General features: G+C 68.0%; 20 protein-coding genes. 10 read left to right on the top strand and 10 right to left on the bottom strand.

All coding sequences use genetic code 11. The features are described 5' to 3' along the window. Positions 1 to 51: 51 nt before the first annotated feature. Both OQ968_RS09350 and OQ968_RS09345 read left to right on the top strand, forming a co-directional pair. Entirely contained in the window at positions 52 to 1,065 is a 1,014-nt protein-coding gene (locus OQ968_RS09350; protein ID WP_324676967.1) for an NADP-dependent oxidoreductase, read from the top strand. A gap of 30 nt (positions 1,066 to 1,095) precedes the next feature. Then, a complete protein-coding gene (locus OQ968_RS09345) occupies positions 1,096 to 2,499 on the top strand; it encodes an amino acid permease (RefSeq protein ID WP_324676965.1) in 1,404 nt (467 codons plus the stop codon). A gap of 3 nt (positions 2,500 to 2,502) precedes the next feature. On the opposite strand, the gene OQ968_RS09340 is transcribed toward OQ968_RS09345, so the two are convergent. After that, positions 2,503 to 2,859 (bottom strand): limonene-1,2-epoxide hydrolase family protein, encoded by a 357-nt coding sequence (locus OQ968_RS09340; RefSeq protein ID WP_324676963.1) that lies wholly within the window; start codon positions 2,857 to 2,859, stop codon positions 2,503 to 2,505. 177 nt (positions 2,860 to 3,036) lie between these two features. Here OQ968_RS09340 and OQ968_RS09335 point away from each other — a divergent pair, with 177 nt between their 5' ends. Beyond that, entirely contained in the window at positions 3,037 to 3,291 is a 255-nt protein-coding gene (locus OQ968_RS09335; protein WP_324676961.1) for a hypothetical protein, read from the top strand. Between the two features lie 57 nt (positions 3,292 to 3,348). On the opposite strand, the gene OQ968_RS09330 is transcribed toward OQ968_RS09335, so the two are convergent. From OQ968_RS09330 to OQ968_RS09320, 3 genes are all read right to left on the bottom strand, one after another. Beyond that, entirely contained in the window at positions 3,349 to 4,140 is a 792-nt protein-coding gene (locus tag OQ968_RS09330) for an alpha/beta hydrolase (protein WP_324676959.1), read from the bottom strand. 55 nt (positions 4,141 to 4,195) lie between these two features. Then, positions 4,196 to 5,650 carry an aldehyde dehydrogenase family protein gene (locus tag OQ968_RS09325; protein WP_324676957.1) on the bottom strand — a complete coding sequence of 485 codons (1,455 nt, stop codon included), beginning with the start codon at positions 5,648 to 5,650 and terminating at the stop codon, positions 4,196 to 4,198. A 101-nt stretch (positions 5,651 to 5,751) separates the two neighbouring features. After that, complete coding sequence (locus OQ968_RS09320; protein WP_324676955.1) at positions 5,752 to 6,651, bottom strand: NAD(P)-dependent oxidoreductase; 900 nt, start codon at positions 6,649 to 6,651, stop codon at positions 5,752 to 5,754. A gap of 61 nt (positions 6,652 to 6,712) precedes the next feature. On the opposite strand from OQ968_RS09320, the gene OQ968_RS09315 reads away from it, so the two are divergent. Continuing rightward, complete coding sequence (locus OQ968_RS09315) at positions 6,713 to 7,699, top strand: cation diffusion facilitator family transporter (protein WP_324676953.1); 987 nt, start codon at positions 6,713 to 6,715, stop codon at positions 7,697 to 7,699. Between the two features lie 21 nt (positions 7,700 to 7,720). Further along, on the top strand, positions 7,721 to 8,542 hold the full coding sequence (locus OQ968_RS09310) for an alpha/beta hydrolase (RefSeq protein WP_324676951.1): 822 nt from the start codon (positions 7,721 to 7,723) through the stop codon (positions 8,540 to 8,542). An 82-nt stretch (positions 8,543 to 8,624) separates the two neighbouring features. Here OQ968_RS09310 and OQ968_RS09305 read toward each other — a convergent pair whose 3' ends face one another. After that, positions 8,625 to 9,809: an acyl-CoA dehydrogenase family protein gene (locus OQ968_RS09305; protein WP_324676949.1), complete on the bottom strand. Its 1,185-nt coding sequence runs from the start codon at positions 9,807 to 9,809 to the stop codon at positions 8,625 to 8,627. A 44-nt stretch (positions 9,810 to 9,853) separates the two neighbouring features. On the opposite strand from OQ968_RS09305, the gene OQ968_RS09300 reads away from it, so the two are divergent. Both OQ968_RS09300 and OQ968_RS09295 read left to right on the top strand, forming a co-directional pair. After that, on the top strand, positions 9,854 to 10,234 hold the full coding sequence (locus OQ968_RS09300) for an NYN domain-containing protein (RefSeq protein ID WP_324676947.1): 381 nt from the start codon (positions 9,854 to 9,856) through the stop codon (positions 10,232 to 10,234). Continuing rightward, on the top strand, positions 10,231 to 10,620 hold the full coding sequence (locus tag OQ968_RS09295; protein WP_324676945.1) for a nitronate monooxygenase: 390 nt from the start codon (positions 10,231 to 10,233) through the stop codon (positions 10,618 to 10,620). The genes OQ968_RS09300 and OQ968_RS09295 overlap by 4 nt, the downstream gene beginning before the upstream one ends. 80 nt (positions 10,621 to 10,700) lie before the next feature. On the opposite strand, the gene tpx is transcribed toward OQ968_RS09295, so the two are convergent. Beyond that, positions 10,701 to 11,195: a thiol peroxidase gene (tpx, locus tag OQ968_RS09290; RefSeq protein ID WP_324676944.1), complete on the bottom strand. Its 495-nt coding sequence runs from the start codon at positions 11,193 to 11,195 to the stop codon at positions 10,701 to 10,703. Between the two features lie 110 nt (positions 11,196 to 11,305). On the opposite strand from tpx, the gene OQ968_RS09285 reads away from it, so the two are divergent. Further along, entirely contained in the window at positions 11,306 to 12,256 is a 951-nt protein-coding gene (locus OQ968_RS09285) for a GlxA family transcriptional regulator (protein ID WP_324676942.1), read from the top strand. 34 nt (positions 12,257 to 12,290) lie between these two features. After that, positions 12,291 to 13,037, top strand: a complete 747-nt coding sequence (locus OQ968_RS09280) for a DJ-1/PfpI family protein (protein ID WP_324676940.1) — start codon at positions 12,291 to 12,293, stop codon at positions 13,035 to 13,037. On the opposite strand, the gene OQ968_RS09275 is transcribed toward OQ968_RS09280, so the two are convergent. Then, positions 13,034 to 13,510: a nuclear transport factor 2 family protein gene (locus OQ968_RS09275; RefSeq protein ID WP_324676938.1), complete on the bottom strand. Its 477-nt coding sequence runs from the start codon at positions 13,508 to 13,510 to the stop codon at positions 13,034 to 13,036. The genes OQ968_RS09280 and OQ968_RS09275 overlap by 4 nt on opposite strands. A 56-nt stretch (positions 13,511 to 13,566) precedes the next feature. Between OQ968_RS09275 and OQ968_RS09270 the strand changes: the two genes are divergently transcribed. Then, positions 13,567 to 14,337, top strand: coding sequence for an SDR family oxidoreductase (locus tag OQ968_RS09270; protein WP_324677391.1), 771 nt, complete (start codon positions 13,567 to 13,569; stop codon positions 14,335 to 14,337). Here OQ968_RS09270 and OQ968_RS09265 read toward each other — a convergent pair whose 3' ends face one another. The 3 genes from OQ968_RS09265 to OQ968_RS09255 are packed head-to-tail and all read right to left on the bottom strand — an operon-like array spanning position 14,338 to position 17,685. After that, on the bottom strand, positions 14,338 to 15,090 hold the full coding sequence (locus tag OQ968_RS09265; protein WP_324676936.1) for a YqjF family protein: 753 nt from the start codon (positions 15,088 to 15,090) through the stop codon (positions 14,338 to 14,340). A 22-nt stretch (positions 15,091 to 15,112) separates the two neighbouring features. Next, positions 15,113 to 15,784: a hypothetical protein gene (locus tag OQ968_RS09260; protein WP_324676934.1), complete on the bottom strand. Its 672-nt coding sequence runs from the start codon at positions 15,782 to 15,784 to the stop codon at positions 15,113 to 15,115. A 50-nt stretch (positions 15,785 to 15,834) separates the two neighbouring features. Then, positions 15,835 to 17,685 carry a fatty acyl-AMP ligase gene (locus tag OQ968_RS09255; RefSeq protein ID WP_324676932.1) on the bottom strand — a complete coding sequence of 617 codons (1,851 nt, stop codon included), beginning with the start codon at positions 17,683 to 17,685 and terminating at the stop codon, positions 15,835 to 15,837. Positions 17,686 to 17,692: the final 7 nt, after the last annotated feature.

Below are 17,692 nucleotides of genomic sequence, written 5' to 3'. Positions count from 1 at the left end.
GACTTCGCTCGGACGTGTCGCTACCCGTGCCGAGTCCGGTACCGTGCGCTCATGGCCGATCGCAACCGTCGCTTCCTGCTCCGCGAGCGCCCCTCCGGCCGCATCGGCCCGAACACCTTCGAGCTCACCGAGGAGGCGATCCCCGAGATCGGGGACGGCGAGGCGCTGGTGCGCGTCGACTGGATCTCCCTGGACCCGACGAACCGCATGTGGATCAACGACACGCCCACGTATCTGCCGCCGGTCGGCATCGGCGAGGTGATGCGCGGTGCCGGGCTGGGTGAGGTGGTCGCGTCGAAGAACCCGAACTACCAGGCCGGCCAGACCGTGCAGGGCCTGGTGGGCTGGCAGGAGTACGCGGTCGCCTCGGATGCGATGCCCCTGTTCCCGGTCGACGTCGCCGCGGGCATCTCGCCGAGCGCCTACATGGGCGCGCTCGGGATGACCGGGCTCACCGCGTGGGTCGGCATCCGCGACATCGGCAAGCCGCAACCGGGCCAGACGGTGGTCGTCTCGGCGGCGGCCGGCGCGGTCGGTTCGGTCGCCGGCCAGCTCGCCAAGGCCGACGGCGCCCGCGTCGTGGGGATCGCCGGGGGGCCGGAGAAGTGCGCGCTGCTGACCGAGCAGCTCGGCTTCGACGCGGCGGTGGACCACCGCGCCGACGATTGGGCCGTCCAGCTCGCCGCGGCGACGCCCGACGGCATCGACGTCGACTTCGAAAACGTCGGCGGCGACATCATGGACGCGATCTTCGCGCGCCTCAACATCGGCGCGCGGGTCGCGCTGTGCGGCCTGATCTCCGGCTACAACTCCGCTGATCCGCCGCCCGGCCCGCGTGCGTTCGGCAACCTGCTGATCCAGCGGGCGACGGTGCAGGGCTTCATCGTGCTCGACCACTTCGGCCGCGCGCCCGAGGCGATTCAGGAGATCGCGGGCCTGATGACCCAGGGCAAGCTCACGCCGCTCGAGACCGTCATCGAGGGCTTCGAGCAGCTGCCGACGGCGATCAACATGCTGTTCGACGGCAAGAACGTCGGCAAGCTCGTCGTCAAGACGTCGGGCTAGGCGCGCGACGTCGGCTGGCCCAATACCGCTGTGCCGCAACTGCATCGGGGTCTGTCCAACCGTCACATTCAGCTGATCGCGATCGGAGGGGCGATCGGCACCGGGCTGTTCATGGGGTCCGGCCGGACGATCTCGCTCGCCGGCCCGGCGGTGGTGCTGGTGTACGCGATCATCGGGCTCTTCGTGTTCTTCGTGCTTCGCGCGATGGGCGAACTGCTGTTGTCCAACCTGAATTACAAGTCGTTCGTTGACTTCTCGGCCGACCTTTTGGGCCCCGCGGCGGGTTTCTTCGTGGGGTGGTCGTACTGGTTCGCCTGGGTCGCCACCGGCGTCGCGGAAGTCGTCGCGATCGCCGGCTACACAAGGTTCTGGTGGCCCGGCCTGCCCGCGTGGCTGCCGGCGCTGGTAACGAGCGCCCTGATCCTCGCGCTGAACTTGTTCAGCGTCCGCAACTTCGGCGAGGCCGAGTTTTGGTTCGCCCTGATCAAGGTCGTCGCGATCGTGAGCTTCATCGGGGTGGGCGTGATACTGCTGGCGACGAATTTCGTTTCGCCACAAGGCCATCACGCCACCATCGCCAATCTGTGGAACGACGGCGGATTCTTCGCCACCGGGTTCATGGGCGCGGTCAGTGGGTTCCAGATCGCGCTATTCGCGTTCGTCGGGGTGGAACTCGTCGGCACCGCGGCCGCGGAGACGGTGAATCCCCGCCGCACTCTCCCCCGGGCGATCAACGCCGTTCCGCTGCGGGTGGCGATCTTCTACATCGGTGCGCTGCTGGCGATTCTCATCGTCGTCCCGTGGCGGCAGTTCGCCAGCGGCGAGTCGCCGTTCGTAATGATGTTCTCCTTGGCGGGGCTCGGCGCCGCGGCGTCGATCGTCAACTTCGTCGTGATCACCGCCGCGGCCTCCGCCGCGAACTCCGGGGTATTCTCCACCGGCCGTATGCTTTTCGGCCTCGCGGACGAGGGAAGCGCTCCGGCGGCCTTCGGGCGGCTGAACCGCGGCGGCGTGCCGGCGCGGGCGCTGGTTCTCACGGCCGCGTTACTGCTCACCTCCATCCCGCTACTCTATGTGGGCGGTTCGGTGATGGGCGCCTTCACGATCGTGACGGCCATCGCGTCCCTGTTGTTCATGTTCGTCTGGGCGATGATCGTCGTCAGCTACCTGGTGTACCGGCGCCGACACCCGCAGCGACATGCCGACTCGCCCTACAAGATGCCCGCCGGCGAGCCGATGTGCTGGGCCGTCCTCGCCTTTTTCGCGTTCGTGGTCGCGACGCTGTGCACCGCGCGGGAAACCGCGATCGCCCTGGCCTGGTTCCCGCTCTGGTTCCTGGTGCTCGCGACCGGTTGGGCTGTGGTCCGGCGCCGGCCCGGGCGCGCCGCGAGGTATCGCCAGTTCAGGGCCGAGATGGAGCGAGCGGTCGGCTGAGAACTAGGAGGGATCATTGGGCACGTCGAAGTAATCGCGCCAAGCCGTGATCTTGTCGTCAGTCACTTCGAAGGCTCCCATGACACGAGCGTGGATCGTCTTGCCGTCGTAGACAAAGTGATCGACGCGTTCGGTCAGGACCACATTGCCCGCAACGGCGAGATTCAAGATTTCAATGTCCCCATGCGTCGTGCGGTCGACGTATCCCTGCACCGCTTTACGGATTTTGTCATGGCCCGACACGGCACCGAGGGGAACGTTGTCCCAGATGGCGTCGGCGGCGAAGTAGCTGACGATCTCGTCGACATTGAGACGACTCCACGCGTCCAGTTCCGCGCGGACGACTTCTTCTGGGCTCACGGCTCCTCCACGTTTCGGCAACCGGGATCTGTCAGCGCGTGACACTACTGCACGACGAAAGCACCCATACCGGTTTCGGGCCCGCGAGATTGTTGGGATCGGTAGCCAGTTCCACCGGCTGAACTTACCGCAATGACGCCGCCACCGAGGCGGCGCGTGACGAAAGGAAGTCAGCAAATGAAAATCGTGCCGGCCAGCATCGAAGAGCAGATCAATCGTGTCGATCGCCAGCGGAGCCTGTACATCGGGATCAGCGCCGCGTTGGTCGCACTCTGGAGCGTCTACCGATTGATCTGGACGCTCTACATCGGGATGACCTTCGGTTGGTTCCTCGGGTCGATGGTTTTCCCCTTGGTGCTGTGGGGCGTCATCGGTACCGTCGCGGCGGTCGCGGCCACCGGGTTCCTGACCCGTTACAGCAAGGGATCTTGAACCCGTTCGAGGCAACAGAAAAGTTCCGGACCTCAAGCAGGTTCGGAACTTTTCCGTTTAGGGCCAGCTTTTGATGAGTTCGGCGAGACGCTCCGGTTGATCGATTTGAACGTATGTGCGCGCGTCGTCAACCGTTTCCAATCGCGCATGAGGCAGCGTGCCGACGAGTCGGCGGGCGTCGCTCACCGGGAAAAACCGGTCGCGGGTTCCCCAGACGATCAGCACCGGACGGTCAAATGTCTTCAATCGTTCGGCGGCGGACAGTGTGTGTTCCGGCGAAACTCCCTGTAGCACCGCGCGCACGTCGGCGCGAATGCGTGGGTCATGCAACGGTTCAAACCAACTGGCCAGCAATGTATCCGGCAGCGGCCGCATCGTCACTGGTACGGCCGCCAGTGCAGCGCGCCGCAGCATGCGCACCCGCAGGATAAGGTCGACAGCCGCGATGGAACCGGGGATGCGCGAGCCGGCGCGATACAACGCCTGGAAGGCGGCCGGCGGGAAGCGTTCGAACGCATCGCAATTGGTCAGCACCAGCCGGTCGACGAGTTCGTGATGGTTAGCGCAGAGGATCTGACACAGGGCGCCGCCGGTGTCGTTGCCGAGCACCGTGACCTCCCGCAGCCGCAACTCCTGGATCAGCTCGGCGATGAGTCGCGCCAGTCCGGGCGGCGACAGGTCCGCGTTGCCGTTCATCGGTGTTCGGTGCGCGCCCAGCGGGAGGTCCGGCATGACGCAGCGTGCCGACGGGGCCAGTAGCCGGACCAGCCGATCGAACACACGGTTGTCGACGAACAAGCCGTGGATCAGCAGGATGCACGGGCCGGAACCGGTATCCCGGTAGTGCACTACGCCATCCGACAGCTTGACCTCAGGAATGCCCGCAACCTTACGGCAATTGCGGCTACAGCTGGGCCCACACCGACTTGGTTTTCAGGTAGGCGTCGATGCCCTCGCGGCCGAACTCGTGGCCCCAGCCGGACTGCTTGTAACCGCCGAACGGCACATCGTGGTCGAAGACCAACTGGCAGTTCACCTGGACGCTTCCGGCTTGCAGCCGCTTGACGATCCGGTGGGCGCGGCCCAGGTTTTCCGTCCAGGCGGTGGCCGCCAGGCCGTACGTGGTGTCGTTGGCCATCGCGACGGCCTCGTCCTCGTCGTCGAACGGCAGGATGGTGACCACCGGCCCGAAGATCTCCTGCTGGTACAGCCGCATGCCGCGGTGGACGTTGGTGAGCACCGTCGGGTGGACGAAGTAGCCCTTGCGGTCCAGGCGGTAGCCGCCGGTGACCACGTCGACGCCGTCGCCCTTGCCCTCCTCGATGAAGCCCATGACGCGGGTCAGCTGCTTCTGGCTGATCAGCGGGCCGCTGACGCAGCCCTCCTCGCCGGGCGCGCCCAGCTTGAACGTATTCGCCATCCCCGCGACGCCTTCCACCACCCGGTCGTACACGCCGCGCTGCGCGAAAATCCGTGAGCCGCAAACACATCCCTGGCCGGAATGCACGAAGATGCCCAGCGACGCCATCAGGATGGCCTTGTCCATGTCGGCGTCGTCGAAGATCAGCACCGGCGACTTCCCGCCGAGCTCGAGCATGACCTTCTTCAGATTGCCGGCCGAGGCCCGCACGATCTCCTTGCCGACCTCGGTCGACCCGGTGAAGGCGACCTTCTCGACGTCGGGATGCGCGGTGATCGCCGCGCCCGCGGTGTGGCCGTAGCCGGTCAGCAGGTTGACGACGCCCTCGGGCACGCCCGCCTGGTGGATCAGCCGGTCGAGCAGCAGCGCCGACAGCGGGGTCTCCTCGGCGGGCTTGACGAGCATGCTGCACCCGGCCGCGAGCGCGGGCGCCAGCTTTGCGCTGGCATTGAAGATCGGGCCGTTCCACGGGAAGATCAGCCCCACCACGCCATACGGTTCTTTCAGCGTGTAGGCGTGCATGTTGACGAACGCGTCCGTCGCGATGCCGTCGGTCTTCACGTCGTATGCGACGCCGTTGAGCTTCGAACACCAGCCGGCGTAGTAGCGAAAGAACTCCGAGCAGGTGGACATCTGTAACTGCGCCTGCAGCAACGGCATTCCGGTGTTGAGCGAGTCGAGCTGGGCGAACTCCTCGGCATGTTCGTCGATCAAATCGGCGATGCGCCACATGACCTTGGCCCGCTGGCGCCCCGGCAGCTGTGACCAGACGCCCGACTCGAACGACGCCCTTGCCCGCGCGACGGCGTCGTCGACCGCGTCGTTGCCGCAGTCGGTGAATTCGGTGATCTGTTCTTCGGTTGCCGGATTGATGATCGGGATGACGTCGCCCGAGCCGGGGCGCTTGCGGATGTCCTCCAAAACCGTCTGCACCGTCACCGTGAACCCTCCCTGCCGTCGAATGCTGAGCACTTGCTTAGCATTGTCGGCGCGGCGTGGTCAAGGGTGGCGGCATCCGGAGCCGCCGGCGCTCGGCGCGACTATGCCACGAGTTCCGGGTGGAACTTGGCCGCCATCCGGCGCATCCCGTCGCGCCAGTCGACCGTCGTGCCCCCGATGAGCTCGTGCATCCGCGTCGCGTCGGTGGGATTGCCGCGCAACGCCTGCGCGCTCTCGTCGAACACCGGCTCCTTGCCGACCAGCGAGCCGAGGTAACCGCACCACTCCTGGATGCTGACGACCTGGTCGCCGCACCAGTTGACTGTGGTCGCCGGCACCGACGCCACCTCGAGCAGCTTCGGGATGGTGGCGATGATGTCGTCCTCGTGGATGGGGTTGTAGCGGGCGGGACCGCCGGGCGGCACCGGGATCGGCACGCCGGCCAGGATCATCTCCATGTGGTAGTACGGCCACCCGCCGTTGTCACCGTACGGGACGTTGAGCCGGGCGACGGTGGTGGGCACGCCGAGGGCGCGTGCCATCGTCCGCGCGACGACCTCCCCGGCGATCTTGGAAATGGAATAGGTCGGGAACAGGGGCTTGTGGTTGTCGCCCAGGGCCGTGCGCTCGGTCCGGGGCTCATCGTCGGGCGGGTCGTAGACGGCCGCCGACGAACAGTGCAGGAACGCTTTCGCGTTGCGGCAGTGGGCCATGAGGAGGCCGACGGACTCCGCGTTGGCGGCCAGATCCTTGTCCCAGTTGCCGCTCTTGGCCACGGCCAGATTGACGACGTAGTCGAAGTCGGACGGGACCGCGGCGAAGTCCCCGGCGGCCAGGTTGACGGTCTCGCACCGCACCCCCGCCCGCTCGAGTGCCGCGCGGGCCGCGGCGTCGGTGAACCGGGCGATGCCCCAGACCTCGTTTTCGATCGCCAGGGCCCGGGCGACGGGAGTGGCGACCTGCCCGGTGGGGCCGGTGATCAAGATCTTGTAGCCGCGCATGCGCTGATGGTAGGCGACGGCCGGCTGGCCAGCGGCAGGACCGAATGCCTATTATTTGCGTATGCATGCAGATACCTGTATTGCCGACGCGCAACCCCATGACCATGACCACCGGCATGGTCTGCGCGGGGCGATCAAGGGGATCTTCGCCCCGCATTCCCACGGCGGCGATATCGACGACACCCTGGAATCCGGCGCCGCGGGAATCCGCGCGGTCAAGATCAGCCTCGTGGTGCTCGGGCTGACGGCCACCGCCCAGCTCGTCGTCGCGCTGGTTTCGGGATCCGTTGCGCTGGGCGCCGATACGGTCCACAACTTCTCCGACGCCCTGACCGCCGTGCCCTTGTGGATCGCGTTCGCGTTGGGCGCCAAGGCCGCGACGCGCCGCTACACCTACGGCTTCGGTCGCGCCGAGGACCTGGCCGGGCTGTTCGTGGTCGCGACGATAACGGCGTCGGCGATCGTCGCCGGCTACCAGGCGGTCGTGCGGCTCACCCATCCCGAACCGGTTGCGCACGTGGGCTGGGTCGCGCTGGCCGGGTTGATCGGATTCGTCGGGAACGAATGGGTGGCCCTGTATCGAATCAGGGCCGGACGGCGGGTCGGCTCGGCCGCGCTGGTCGCCGACGGCCTGCACGCGCGCACCGACGGGTTGACCTCGTTGGCGGTGCTGTTCTCGGCCGGCGGTGTCGCGCTGGGATTTCCGCTGGCCGACCCGATCGTCGGCCTGGTGATCACCGTGGCGATCCTGGCCGTGCTGGGCACGGCGGCGCGCGACGTGTTCCGCCGACTGCTCGACGGCGTGGACCCCGCGATGGTCGAGGCCGCCGAACACGCCTTGGCGGCCCGGCCCGGGGTGCGGGCGGTGCGCAGCGTGCGGATGCGCTGGATCGGGCACCGCCTGCACGCCGACGCCGAACTCGACGTCGACCCCGCCCTCAGCCTGGCGCAGGCGCACCGCATCGCCCACGACGCCGAACACGAACTGACGCATGCCGTCCCGAAACTCGCCAAGGCGTTGATCCACGCCTATCCCGGCGAGCACTGACTGGCGTAGTGTCCGGAGGCCATGGCCGATGCGATCCATTTCGTCGAGGCGAACGGGCTGAAGTTCGCCTACCTGGAAGAGGGCTCCGGGCCGTTGGTGCTGATGCTGCACGGGTTTCCGGACACGGCGCACACCTGGGATCATCTTCGGCCGCGCGTCGCGGCCAACGGATACCGCGCGGTAAGCCCGTTCCTGCGCGGGTACCACCCCAGCGCGATTCCCGACCGCGACACCGACCAAGAGACGCTGGCGCGCGACCCACTTGCGCTGATCGAAGCGCTCGGCGTGCCCGACGCCGTCGTCATCGGGCACGACTGGGGCGCCTCGGCCGCATACGGCGCGGCGGCCCTGGCGCCGAACCGGGTGAGAAAGCTTGTCGTCGTTGGCATTCCGCATCCGGCGACGCTCAAGCCGTCGCCGAGGAAGCTCTGGGGCGCTCGCCACTTTGCGGCCTACAAGCTGCCGGGTGCGCCGGGGCGCTTCGCGCGCAACGACTTTGTCGCGCTGCCCGCCATCTACCGGCGTTGGTCCCCGACGTGGAACCCGGGCCCCGAGGAGTTCGACGCCGTGCGCGCGAGCTTCGCCAACCGGGCGAGCCTGAACGCGGCGTTCGGCTACTACCGGAAGCTCTCCCCCATCCCCAGCGCATCGCTGCGGATGCGGATCACGGTGCCGACGGTCGTCTTCGCGGGGCTAGACGATCCCGTCGTCGCGCCGTCCGACTATCGCGCCGCCGCCCGGATGTTCGAAAACGACTATGTCGTCGAGGAAGTCCCGGGCGGTCATTTCATGCACCGGGAACATCCCGAGGCGTTCGCCGAGCGACTGTTGCCTCACTTATAAATCCGCGTCGAGATCGACACTGGCGCGAACAAGTACGAGTGAGCTGCACGCTAGCGTCGATCTCGAGCTCAAGAAAGGACACTCACAGACCCGGCTGGTCGTCGACGATGCCCAGCCAAATCTGTGCGGCGTCGATGGCGACTTTCTCGCTGATGAAGGCGTGCTGGGTTCCGGTGTACATGTCGCGGAAGGCCCGCTCCAGGCGGCTGCCCTCGCGGATCGAGCTGGTGCCGGCGACCAGGTGGGCCCACTCGGCGCAACCGCGGGCCGTGTCGGTGGCGTAGACGGCGGCCACGCGCATGTCCGCGCGCAGGGCGGGCGTCAGCTCCTCGCCCGCCGCAACCGCGGCCTCGGCCGTCGTGAACGCGTCGAGCACCAAGAGACGCGCGGCGCGCCAGGCCGCCCGATGGTGCGCCAGCCCCTTCTGGAACGTCGGGCGACTGGCCAACGAAGCCATGTCGCTCATCCGGAACTTCGTCGCGGCCAGTTCCTGGACGTCGTCGAGCATGCTCTTCGAGACGCCGAGCGCCCACGATGCGTGGCCGGCGGCGGTGACCGGCATCAGGCCCATGCGGGTCGCCGGTGAGGTGCCGCGGTAGGGCCGCCGCACGAAGAGTTCGAAGGTGCGGCTGGCGGGCACGAACACGCCCTCGGCGCTGTAGTCGTAGGAGCCGGTTCCCTTGAGCCCCTGCACGAACCAGCCGTCGTTGAAGCTGATCTGGTCCCGCGGAACGACTGCGACGCGCATCTCCGGGAAGCCCTCGCTGATCCAGCGCATCTCGCCGTCGTCCATCGGAAAGAATCCGGCCGCGATGTATTGGGAGTGACCTATGCCCGAGCCGAAGTTCCACGACCCGTTCAGCAGGTAGCCGCCGTCGGTCGCGGCTCCCTGCCCATTCGGAAAGAATTGGCCCCCCAGGGTGACGCGGTTGTCGTGCGCGGTGAAGACCTCGGCGAAGCCGTCGTCGGGCAGATACGCCGCGGCGGCGAACGAGGACGGCAGGTTGGCGATGCCGATCCAGCCGAATGAGCCGTCCTGCCAAGCCATTTCGATCCACGTCTCGATCATCTCGGCAAACGGCGGCTCGACGCCGCCGGCCGCAACGGGGTTGAACGCGGACATCAGCCCGCTGGCCCACATCTCGTCGACGATCGCGGGGGTCAGCGTGCGCGCCCGCTCGGATTCGGCGGCTTCGGCCCGCACGAGATCGCGCATACCGCGGGCCAGTGAAACGACCCGGTCGCCCGTGTCGGCTATCGACGTCATACCGGTGACCGTACCAACCACGAGGATTGGCCTACGGTGTGTTGGTGCGATGGATCGTCGACGGCATGAACGTGATCGGGAGCCGCCCCGACGGCTGGTGGAAGGACCGCGGCCGTGCGATGGCCACGCTGGTGGAGCGGGTGGACCGCTGGGCGTCGGATCGGGGCGAGACGGTGACGGTGGTCTTCGAGCGGCCACCGTCGACCGCCATCGCCTCAGCGGTGGTCGAAATTGCGCATGCCCCCAGAGCGGCCGCGAATTCCGCCGACGACGAGATCGTCCGGCTGGTTTCGGCCGACGACCGCCCGCGCGACATTCGCGTGGTGACATCGGACCGGGCGCTGAACGACCGGGTCCGAGCGTTGGGTGCGTCCGTCTACCCCGCGGAGCGATTCCGCGAGCTCGTCGACCCGCGCGGGCCATGAGCGGCCCCGCACCCAACCGGGTCTGCGAACTCGCACGGATCGACATCCCGATCATCCAGGCGCCGGTGACCTACATCGCCGGCGCGCAGCTCGCCGCGGCGGTATCCAACGCCGGTGCGCTGGGGATCGTCGAGACCATGATGCCCGTGATCCGGACCGAAGCCGCCGAAAAGCTTGACCGGGCAGCGTCTTTCGAACAAGGCGGCGCCGCGTTGCAACGGGTTGAGCGGCTCTACTTCGACGGCGACATGAACGCCAGCGTCGCGAACACCGGTCAGGTCGCCGGCCGGATCGACGACCTCCCGCCCGCCACCGAGATCATCAAGCAGATGTGGGCCGAGTGCCGCGAGGTGCTGGCCGCCACAGCGGATCGACTGGGGCCGTAACCGACCGGCTCGAGGTGCGCATATGCACGCTTGCGACGGGGTGTCGTCGTACCGACGCGCACGCTCGCCGCTGAGGGGGTTCAGCCCACCGCGGCCAGCGCCGCGTCGTAGTTCGGCTCCTGGGCGATCTCGGGCACCAGTTCGGTGTACGTGACCTTGCCGTCGGCGCCGACCACGACCACCGCCCGCGCGAGCAGCCCGGCCATCGGGCCGTCGACGATGCCGACGCCGTAATCGTCGCCGAAGCTGCCGCGAAACGCCGATCCCGTCTTGACGTTCTCGATGCCCTCCGCGCCGCAGAATCGCGCCTGCGCGAACGGCAGATCTTTGGACACGCACAGCACCGACGCACCGCCGGCGGCCGCCCGCTCGTTGAAGGCGCGCACGCTGTTCGCGCACACCGGTGTGTCGATGGACGGAAAGATGTTCAGCACCACGGGCTTACCGCTGAACTGGTCGTTGCTGACGACGCCCAGATCCGTTCCGGTCAAGGTGAAGCCCGGCGCTTGAGATCCGACGGCCGGTAGATCGCCGACGGTGTGGATCGGGTTTCCGTGCAAGGTTATCTGTGCCATGGCCACAGTCTGCCAAGCCCGCAACCGGCGGCCGGGGCCAGGTCCGCATGTCCTAATCAGTGGGCTACATGGCGTAGACGACATGCCCGTGCCTGGCGAACACTGATTGCATGGCTCGCAAGGTGGTTATCGCCGGCTTTCCCGGCGTTCAGGCACTCGACGTGGTGGGGCCGCACGACGTCTTCACCACCGCATCGCTGCTGACCGGTGGCGGATATGACGTCGTCGTGGCGTCGGTCGAGGGTCGACAGGTCAGCACCGCGACCGGGCTGGGCTTCGTGGCGGCGCCGCTGCCCGATCCCGGCGCCGCGGTGGACACCGTCGTGCTGCCCGGCGGCGGTGGCGTCGACGACGCACGGGCCAACAGCGAGCTCGTGACCTGGATCAAGGCCGTCGCCGGAACGGCCCGGCGGATAGTGACGGTCTGCACCGGCGCGTTCCTCGCCGCCGAGGCGGGTTTGCTCGACGGCTGCCGGGTGACCACGCACTGGGCGTTCGCCGGGCGGTTGGCCCGCGAGTTCCCGGCCGTCGACGTCGACCCGGACCCGATCTTCGTCCGCAGCTCGGGCACGGTGTGGACGGCCGCGGGTGTGACCGCGGGGATCGACATGGCGCTCTCGCTGGTCGAGGACGACCACGGCACCGAACTCGCGCAGACGGTCGCCCGCTACCTGGTGCTGTACCTGCGGCGCCCGGGCGGTCAGACGCAGTTCGCGGCGCCGGTGTGGATGCCGCGGGCCAAACGGCCGTCGATCCGCGAGGTCCAGGAGACGATCGAGGCCGAGCCCGGCGGTTCGCACAGCATCGGCGAACTGGCCCGCCGGGCGACGATGAGCCCCCGCCACTTCACCCGCGTCTTCACCGACGAGGTCGGCGAGGCGCCCGGCCAGTACGTCGAACGCATCCGCACCGAAGCCGCGCGCCGGCAATTGGAAGAGACCGACGACACCGTCGTCGCGATCGCCGCGCGCTGCGGCTTCGGAACCGCGGAAACCATGCGGCGCAACTTCATTCGCCGTGTCGGTGTCTCACCGGATCAGTACCGCAAGGCCTTCGCGTGATCGTCGGGGCCGCCATCGAGAGAGGACGACAGCCATGACCCAAATCGCATTCGTGGCCTACCCCGGGTTCACCGCGCTGGACATGATCGGACCCTACGAGGTGCTGCGCAACCTGCCGGGCGCCGAGGTGCGATTCGTTTGGCACGAGTCCGGACCGATCACCGCCGACTCCGGCGTCCTGGTCATCGGCGCAACGCATTCGCTGGCCGAAACGCCTTCACCCGACGTGATTCTCGTGCCCGGCGGCCCGTCGACGCCGGTGCACGCGCGTGACGAGGCGCTGCTGGATTGGCTGCGCCGCACCCACGAGACCGCGAGCTGGACGACGTCGGTTTGTTCGGGCTCGGTGATCCTGGCGGCCGCGGGCTTGCTCGAGGGCCGGCGCGCGACATCGCACTGGCTGACCGTTCCCACGCTGAAGGCATTCGGCGCCACCCCCGTCGCCGACGAGCGCATCGTGCGGGAGGGCAACATCGTCACCTGTGCCGGCGTGTCCGCCGGGCTGGACCTGGCGCTGTGGCTGGTCGGCCAGATCGGCGGCGAGGGCCGCGCCAAGGCCATCCAGCTCGCCATCGAATACGACCCGCAGCCGCCGTTCGAGTCCGGCCACATCTCCAAGGCGTCGGCCACCACGAAAGCCGCCGCCACCGCGCTGCTGTCCCGCGATGCCGTCAAGCCGGCCAACATGAGGGCCGCGACCCTGCTGGCGTGGGATCAGGCGCTGGCGGCGGTGCGGTCGCGACGGCGAGGCCGCCAGCCGCATCGCTCGTCCGTCGGTTAGGCGTTGGGCTGCAGGATCTCGTCGGATTCGAGCCGACCGCCGGCCTGCATCCAGGCGGCGACCGCGCGGGGCGCGTCGCGGTTCGGGTTGTAGATGTCCTCCTCGCTGGAAAACAGGCCGTCGCCGGCATAGACCAGCCGGGTCCAGTTCGGGAACCAGAACGGCTCGGCGTCGGGGTCGGTGGGGTGGTCGAGCAGGTTCTTGATCAGGAGCACGACGGCGTCGTTGTCGTCGTCGTAGGCGACCCAGTCGCTGGGAAAGCGCATGTGCGGGAACGGCGCCATGACCGCGACGATCCAGTCCCGGACCGCCTCGCGCCCGTGAAAGACGCCGTAGTGGTGCTCGGTGTAGACGACGTCCTCGGTGAATAGGTCGGCAAAGGGTCGCCAGTCGCCCGAGGCGCTGCATCCCTCGACCACGGCCGTGTAGTTCGCGAGGGCCCGCTCGATTTCGGCCCTGGTGAATTTGCCCATGACGGACACACTAGAACGTGTTCCGGTTTTGGGTGGCTCGAATGGATGGGGATCGAATGAACGTGCTGGAGTTGTTCAACCTGGACGGCAAGCGGGTCCTGGTGACCGGTGCGTCCAGCGGGATCGGCAGAAGGGTGGCCGAGGCCTACCTGCAGGCCGGGGCCCGCGTCGCCGTTGCGGCGCGACACGTCGACGCGCTAGACAAGGTCGCGCGGGAGATCGCGGCCGCCGGTCGCGGCAAGGTCGTGCCCATTGCGTGCGACGTGACCCAGCCCGACCAGGTGAGCGCAATGCTGGACCGGATCACCACGGAGCTGGGCGGCATCGATATCGCGGTCTGCAACGCCGGGATCATCAGCGTCACCCCGATGCTGGACATGCCGCTCGAGGAATTCCAGCGCATCCAGGACACCAACGTGACCGGCGTTTTTCTCACCGCCCGGGCCGCGGCCGCGGCGATGGTCCGCCAAGGGCACGGCGGAGTCATCATCAACACCGCGTCGATGTCCGGCCACATCATCAACGTCCCGCAGCAGGTCGGCCACTACTGCGCGTCCAAGGCGGCGGTCATTCACCTGACCAAGGCCATGGCGGTCGAATTCGCGCCGCACAACATTCGGGTCAACAGCGTCAGCCCGGGCTACATCCGCACCGAGCTCGTCGAGCCCATGGCCGACCTTCACCCGCTGTGGGAACCGAAGATACCGATGGGCCGCCTGGGCCGGCCGGAGGAACTCACCGGCCTGTACCTGTACCTGGCCAGCGAGGCGTCGAGCTACATGACCGGTTCCGACATCGTGATCGACGGCGGATACTCCTGTCCCTGATCACGCGACGACGCAGCGGCGGAAGAAGCGGGCCCGCACGCCAGGCGAATACAGCGCTCGCAACCGACCGCTGGCGGGTCGTACCCCTGCGGCAGCCACCAACTCGTCGCTCAGCTCGACGACCTCCGCGGCGCGCAACGGCCACGGTCCGTGCTCGTTCGGCACCCACCACGTCCGCCCGGCCTTGCGGGTGTGCGCACCCCATCGGGCGGTGAGCCAGACCTCCAGCGCCGTCGGTTCGACCGCCTCACCGACGGCGATCGTCAGCATGCTGCGCAGCCCGCGCCGCGGCCAGCGGCGCACGCTCTGATAGGTGATCTGGTCGCCGCGGCGCGACATCCGCATCCGCGCCCAGGTGTACGGGACGCCGAGGCCGATCCGGGTGACGGGCACGACGGCCAGGCGAGCCGTTTCCAGCGACCGGAACACGACGCCGTGCCGTCCGGCGTCATCGACCGAGTAGAGCCGGACGTTGGTCTCCAGAAAGCTGCCGAAATACGGAAGCGGCAGTGCGGAGCCAACTTTGGTGGCGCTCATGACAAACGGGACCAACCCGACGTAGGTCATGCCGTCGGCGAACACGTCGGGACGGGTGCCGGGCGGGTACATGTGCTCGACGCTCTCGGGTTCCACCGGCCAATGGACGAAGGTCAGCTCACTCCAGCGTTGGTCGAAGGTGACCGGGCCGGGCAGGGGCGGCGGTGTGACCGGGTAGCCGGCGAGCGCTGAACTCTCGCTGGGATCGGTGGCCATTCGCTCATCCTGACACGCCGATTCAGCCCTCTATCTCACCGGAGATCCCGCGCTCGATGCTGGCCTGCGTCGTGGCCGGCAGGACGACGAGGCCGTCGAGTTCTTTGACCGCGCGGTCGTAGGCGTTCTGGCGTTCCCTTGGTGCCGCGGCGGGGTCGGAGGCCACCCGCAACAGGCTCTGAGCGCGGGCGATCCGGTGCTGGTCGTCCGGTGAGAAGTCGCTGCGACGTGTGCGTATCGCCTCGGCCTCGGCGACGTTGAACGCGGTCACGTACTCCTCGACGGCCGACAGATACTGTGCGGCGGCCTCCCGGTCGTCGAGGAGGTCCTCGGCCTTGACGGGCCGCAGGAAGTCCGCCCGGAGCTTGGCCTTGTGGAAGGCGATCGTGAGCGGGTTGCGCATGTCGGTCATCAGCGGAAAGTCGAGCAGCTTGGCGAAGTCGAGCTCATAGTCGAGCCAGCGCTTGTCGATGCGGCTGTGCTCTTCCAAAACCCGCTTGAGCGACTGCCACTGTGCGACTTGATTGCCGCCGGTGCGTGCGACCGGTTCGGACATTTCCTGCCTTGGTGGTCCCTCGGCCGACTCCGCGGCCCGCGCCTTGTTGGCGCGAAAGGCTTTCAGCGCGCCGACGACGATGGTCGCCAGCGGCAGGATCACTATCAACAGCTCCGCCAACCGGATTAGCAGACCCACATGGCCAGGATGCCACCCGGGCCGGGCTATGCAGTCAGCGGCGGAACCGCCTAGTGCACGCGCAGGGTGCCGCCCAAGTATTGGGCGCGGCACGCTCGGCGGGCCAGCTTCCCGCTGGTGGTGCGTGGGATGGCACCGGCCGGCAGGAAACGCACGTCGGCCACCGCCACACCGTGTCGATGCGACACCGCCGCTTGAATCGCCTCGATCGCAGGCTGCGGATCGTCGCGGCTGGTGCCCGCCGCGCGTTCGGCGACGATCACCAGGTGTCGGCTCGCCGGCTCCCGGCCCGCCTCGTCGTGCGGCACCGCAAACGCCGTCACGTAACCGCGCCGCACCATCGGCGAGGCCTCCGCCGCCGTGGCCTCGATGTCCTGTGGGTAATGGGCGCGGGCGTCGACAATCACCAGGTCCGCTATCCGGCCGGTGATGTAGAGCTCGCCGTCCAGAAAGACGCCCAGGTCCCCGGTCCGCAGCCACGACCGCCCGGCCGCTGAGCCCTCGGCGCGGCTGCCCCGCTCGAGCGGCGACCGCAACCGGGCGTGGAACGTCAGGTCGGTTTCTTCCGGACGTCTCCAGTAACCCCGGCCAACGTTGTTGCCCTGCAGCCAGACTTCGCCGATCGCGCCGTCGGGCAGCTCGGCTCCGGTGTCGGGGTCGACGATCACGGCCCACAGGCTGCGCGCGATGCGCCCGCACGACACGTGTGCCACCGCGTTGGGTGCGTCGGCGGCGACGCGCACCGCCCGCCCGGTCCCCAGTTGCTCGCGGTCGAGGTAAGCGGCGCTCGCCTCGGCGTCGTGGTCGATGGTTGCGACCATCAGCGTCGCCTCGGCGATGCCGTACGACGGCTTGAACGCGGTGCGCGGCAGCCCGTAGGGCGCGAACGCCTTGTTGAACGTGGTGATCGCGTCGATGCTGACCGGTTCGGATCCGATGATCAGCACGACGTTGCTCAGGTCGATGTCGTCGCCCGCTGCGGGCAGGCCGCGCTGTGCGGCCCACTCGTAGGCGAAGTTGGGTGCGGCGGTGACCACGTTGCCCTGCCGCGACCCGGCGGCCAGCGCCTGGATCCACCGCTGCGGCCGGCGCACGAATGCCGTCGGCGACATCAGCGTGGAGTGTCCGCCGTACACCGCGGGGAAGCCGATCATCGACAGCCCCATGTCGTGGTAGAGCGGTAACCAGCTGACGCCGTGGGTGTTTCGGTTCAGCAGGTCGATCGACAGGATCATCTGCACCAGGTTCGTGCCGACGGCCCGATGGGTGATCTCCACGCCGACCGGTGGTCGCGTCGCACCGGAGGTGTACTGCAGGTGGGAAACCCGGTCGATGTCAAGCTCGACGGGCGTGAACCGTTCCCCGGCGGAATCCGGTATCCGATCGATGACGAGCAGTTGCGGCCTTCGCAGCCGCGGGAGCTTGGACAGGAAGCCCTCGACCGCGTCCTTGGCCGCCGCCGTCGTCAGCACGACGGCGGGTTCCGAATCACGAAGGGCGGTTTCCAGCCGTTCGGCGTGGCCCGGCAGTTCGGGGGCGAACAGCGGCACGGCAATGGTCCCCGCCTTGATCGCGGCGTAGAAGCCCGCGACGTAGTCGATGCCCTGCGGTGCGAGGATCGCGACCCGGTCACCCTGGCCCGCGAACCGTTGTACGTGCGCACCGATGGCTTGTAGCCGCACACCGAATTCGGCCCACGTCATTTCGACTGCGTGCCCGTCGGACCGGGCGTAGTCGAGGTAGCGGTACGCGACGTAGTCGCCGACATTCGCGACGTTGCGCTCGATGAGCGATATCAGGGTGGTGCCCGGTGGCAACGCGACGCCGCCGTCGGCGTCCAGGCAGTCCTCGATCCGCAGCAGGCCTTTTGGAGCCACGGTATGTCGGGAACCGTAATCCATAAGCGCA

The organism is Mycobacterium sp. 663a-19 (assembly GCF_035616495.1).
Taxonomy (GTDB): Bacteria; Actinomycetota; Actinomycetes; order Mycobacteriales; family Mycobacteriaceae; genus Mycobacterium.
The sequence above is the reverse complement of the archived record's forward strand: the minus strand, read 5'-3'. Positions and strand labels throughout refer to the sequence as shown.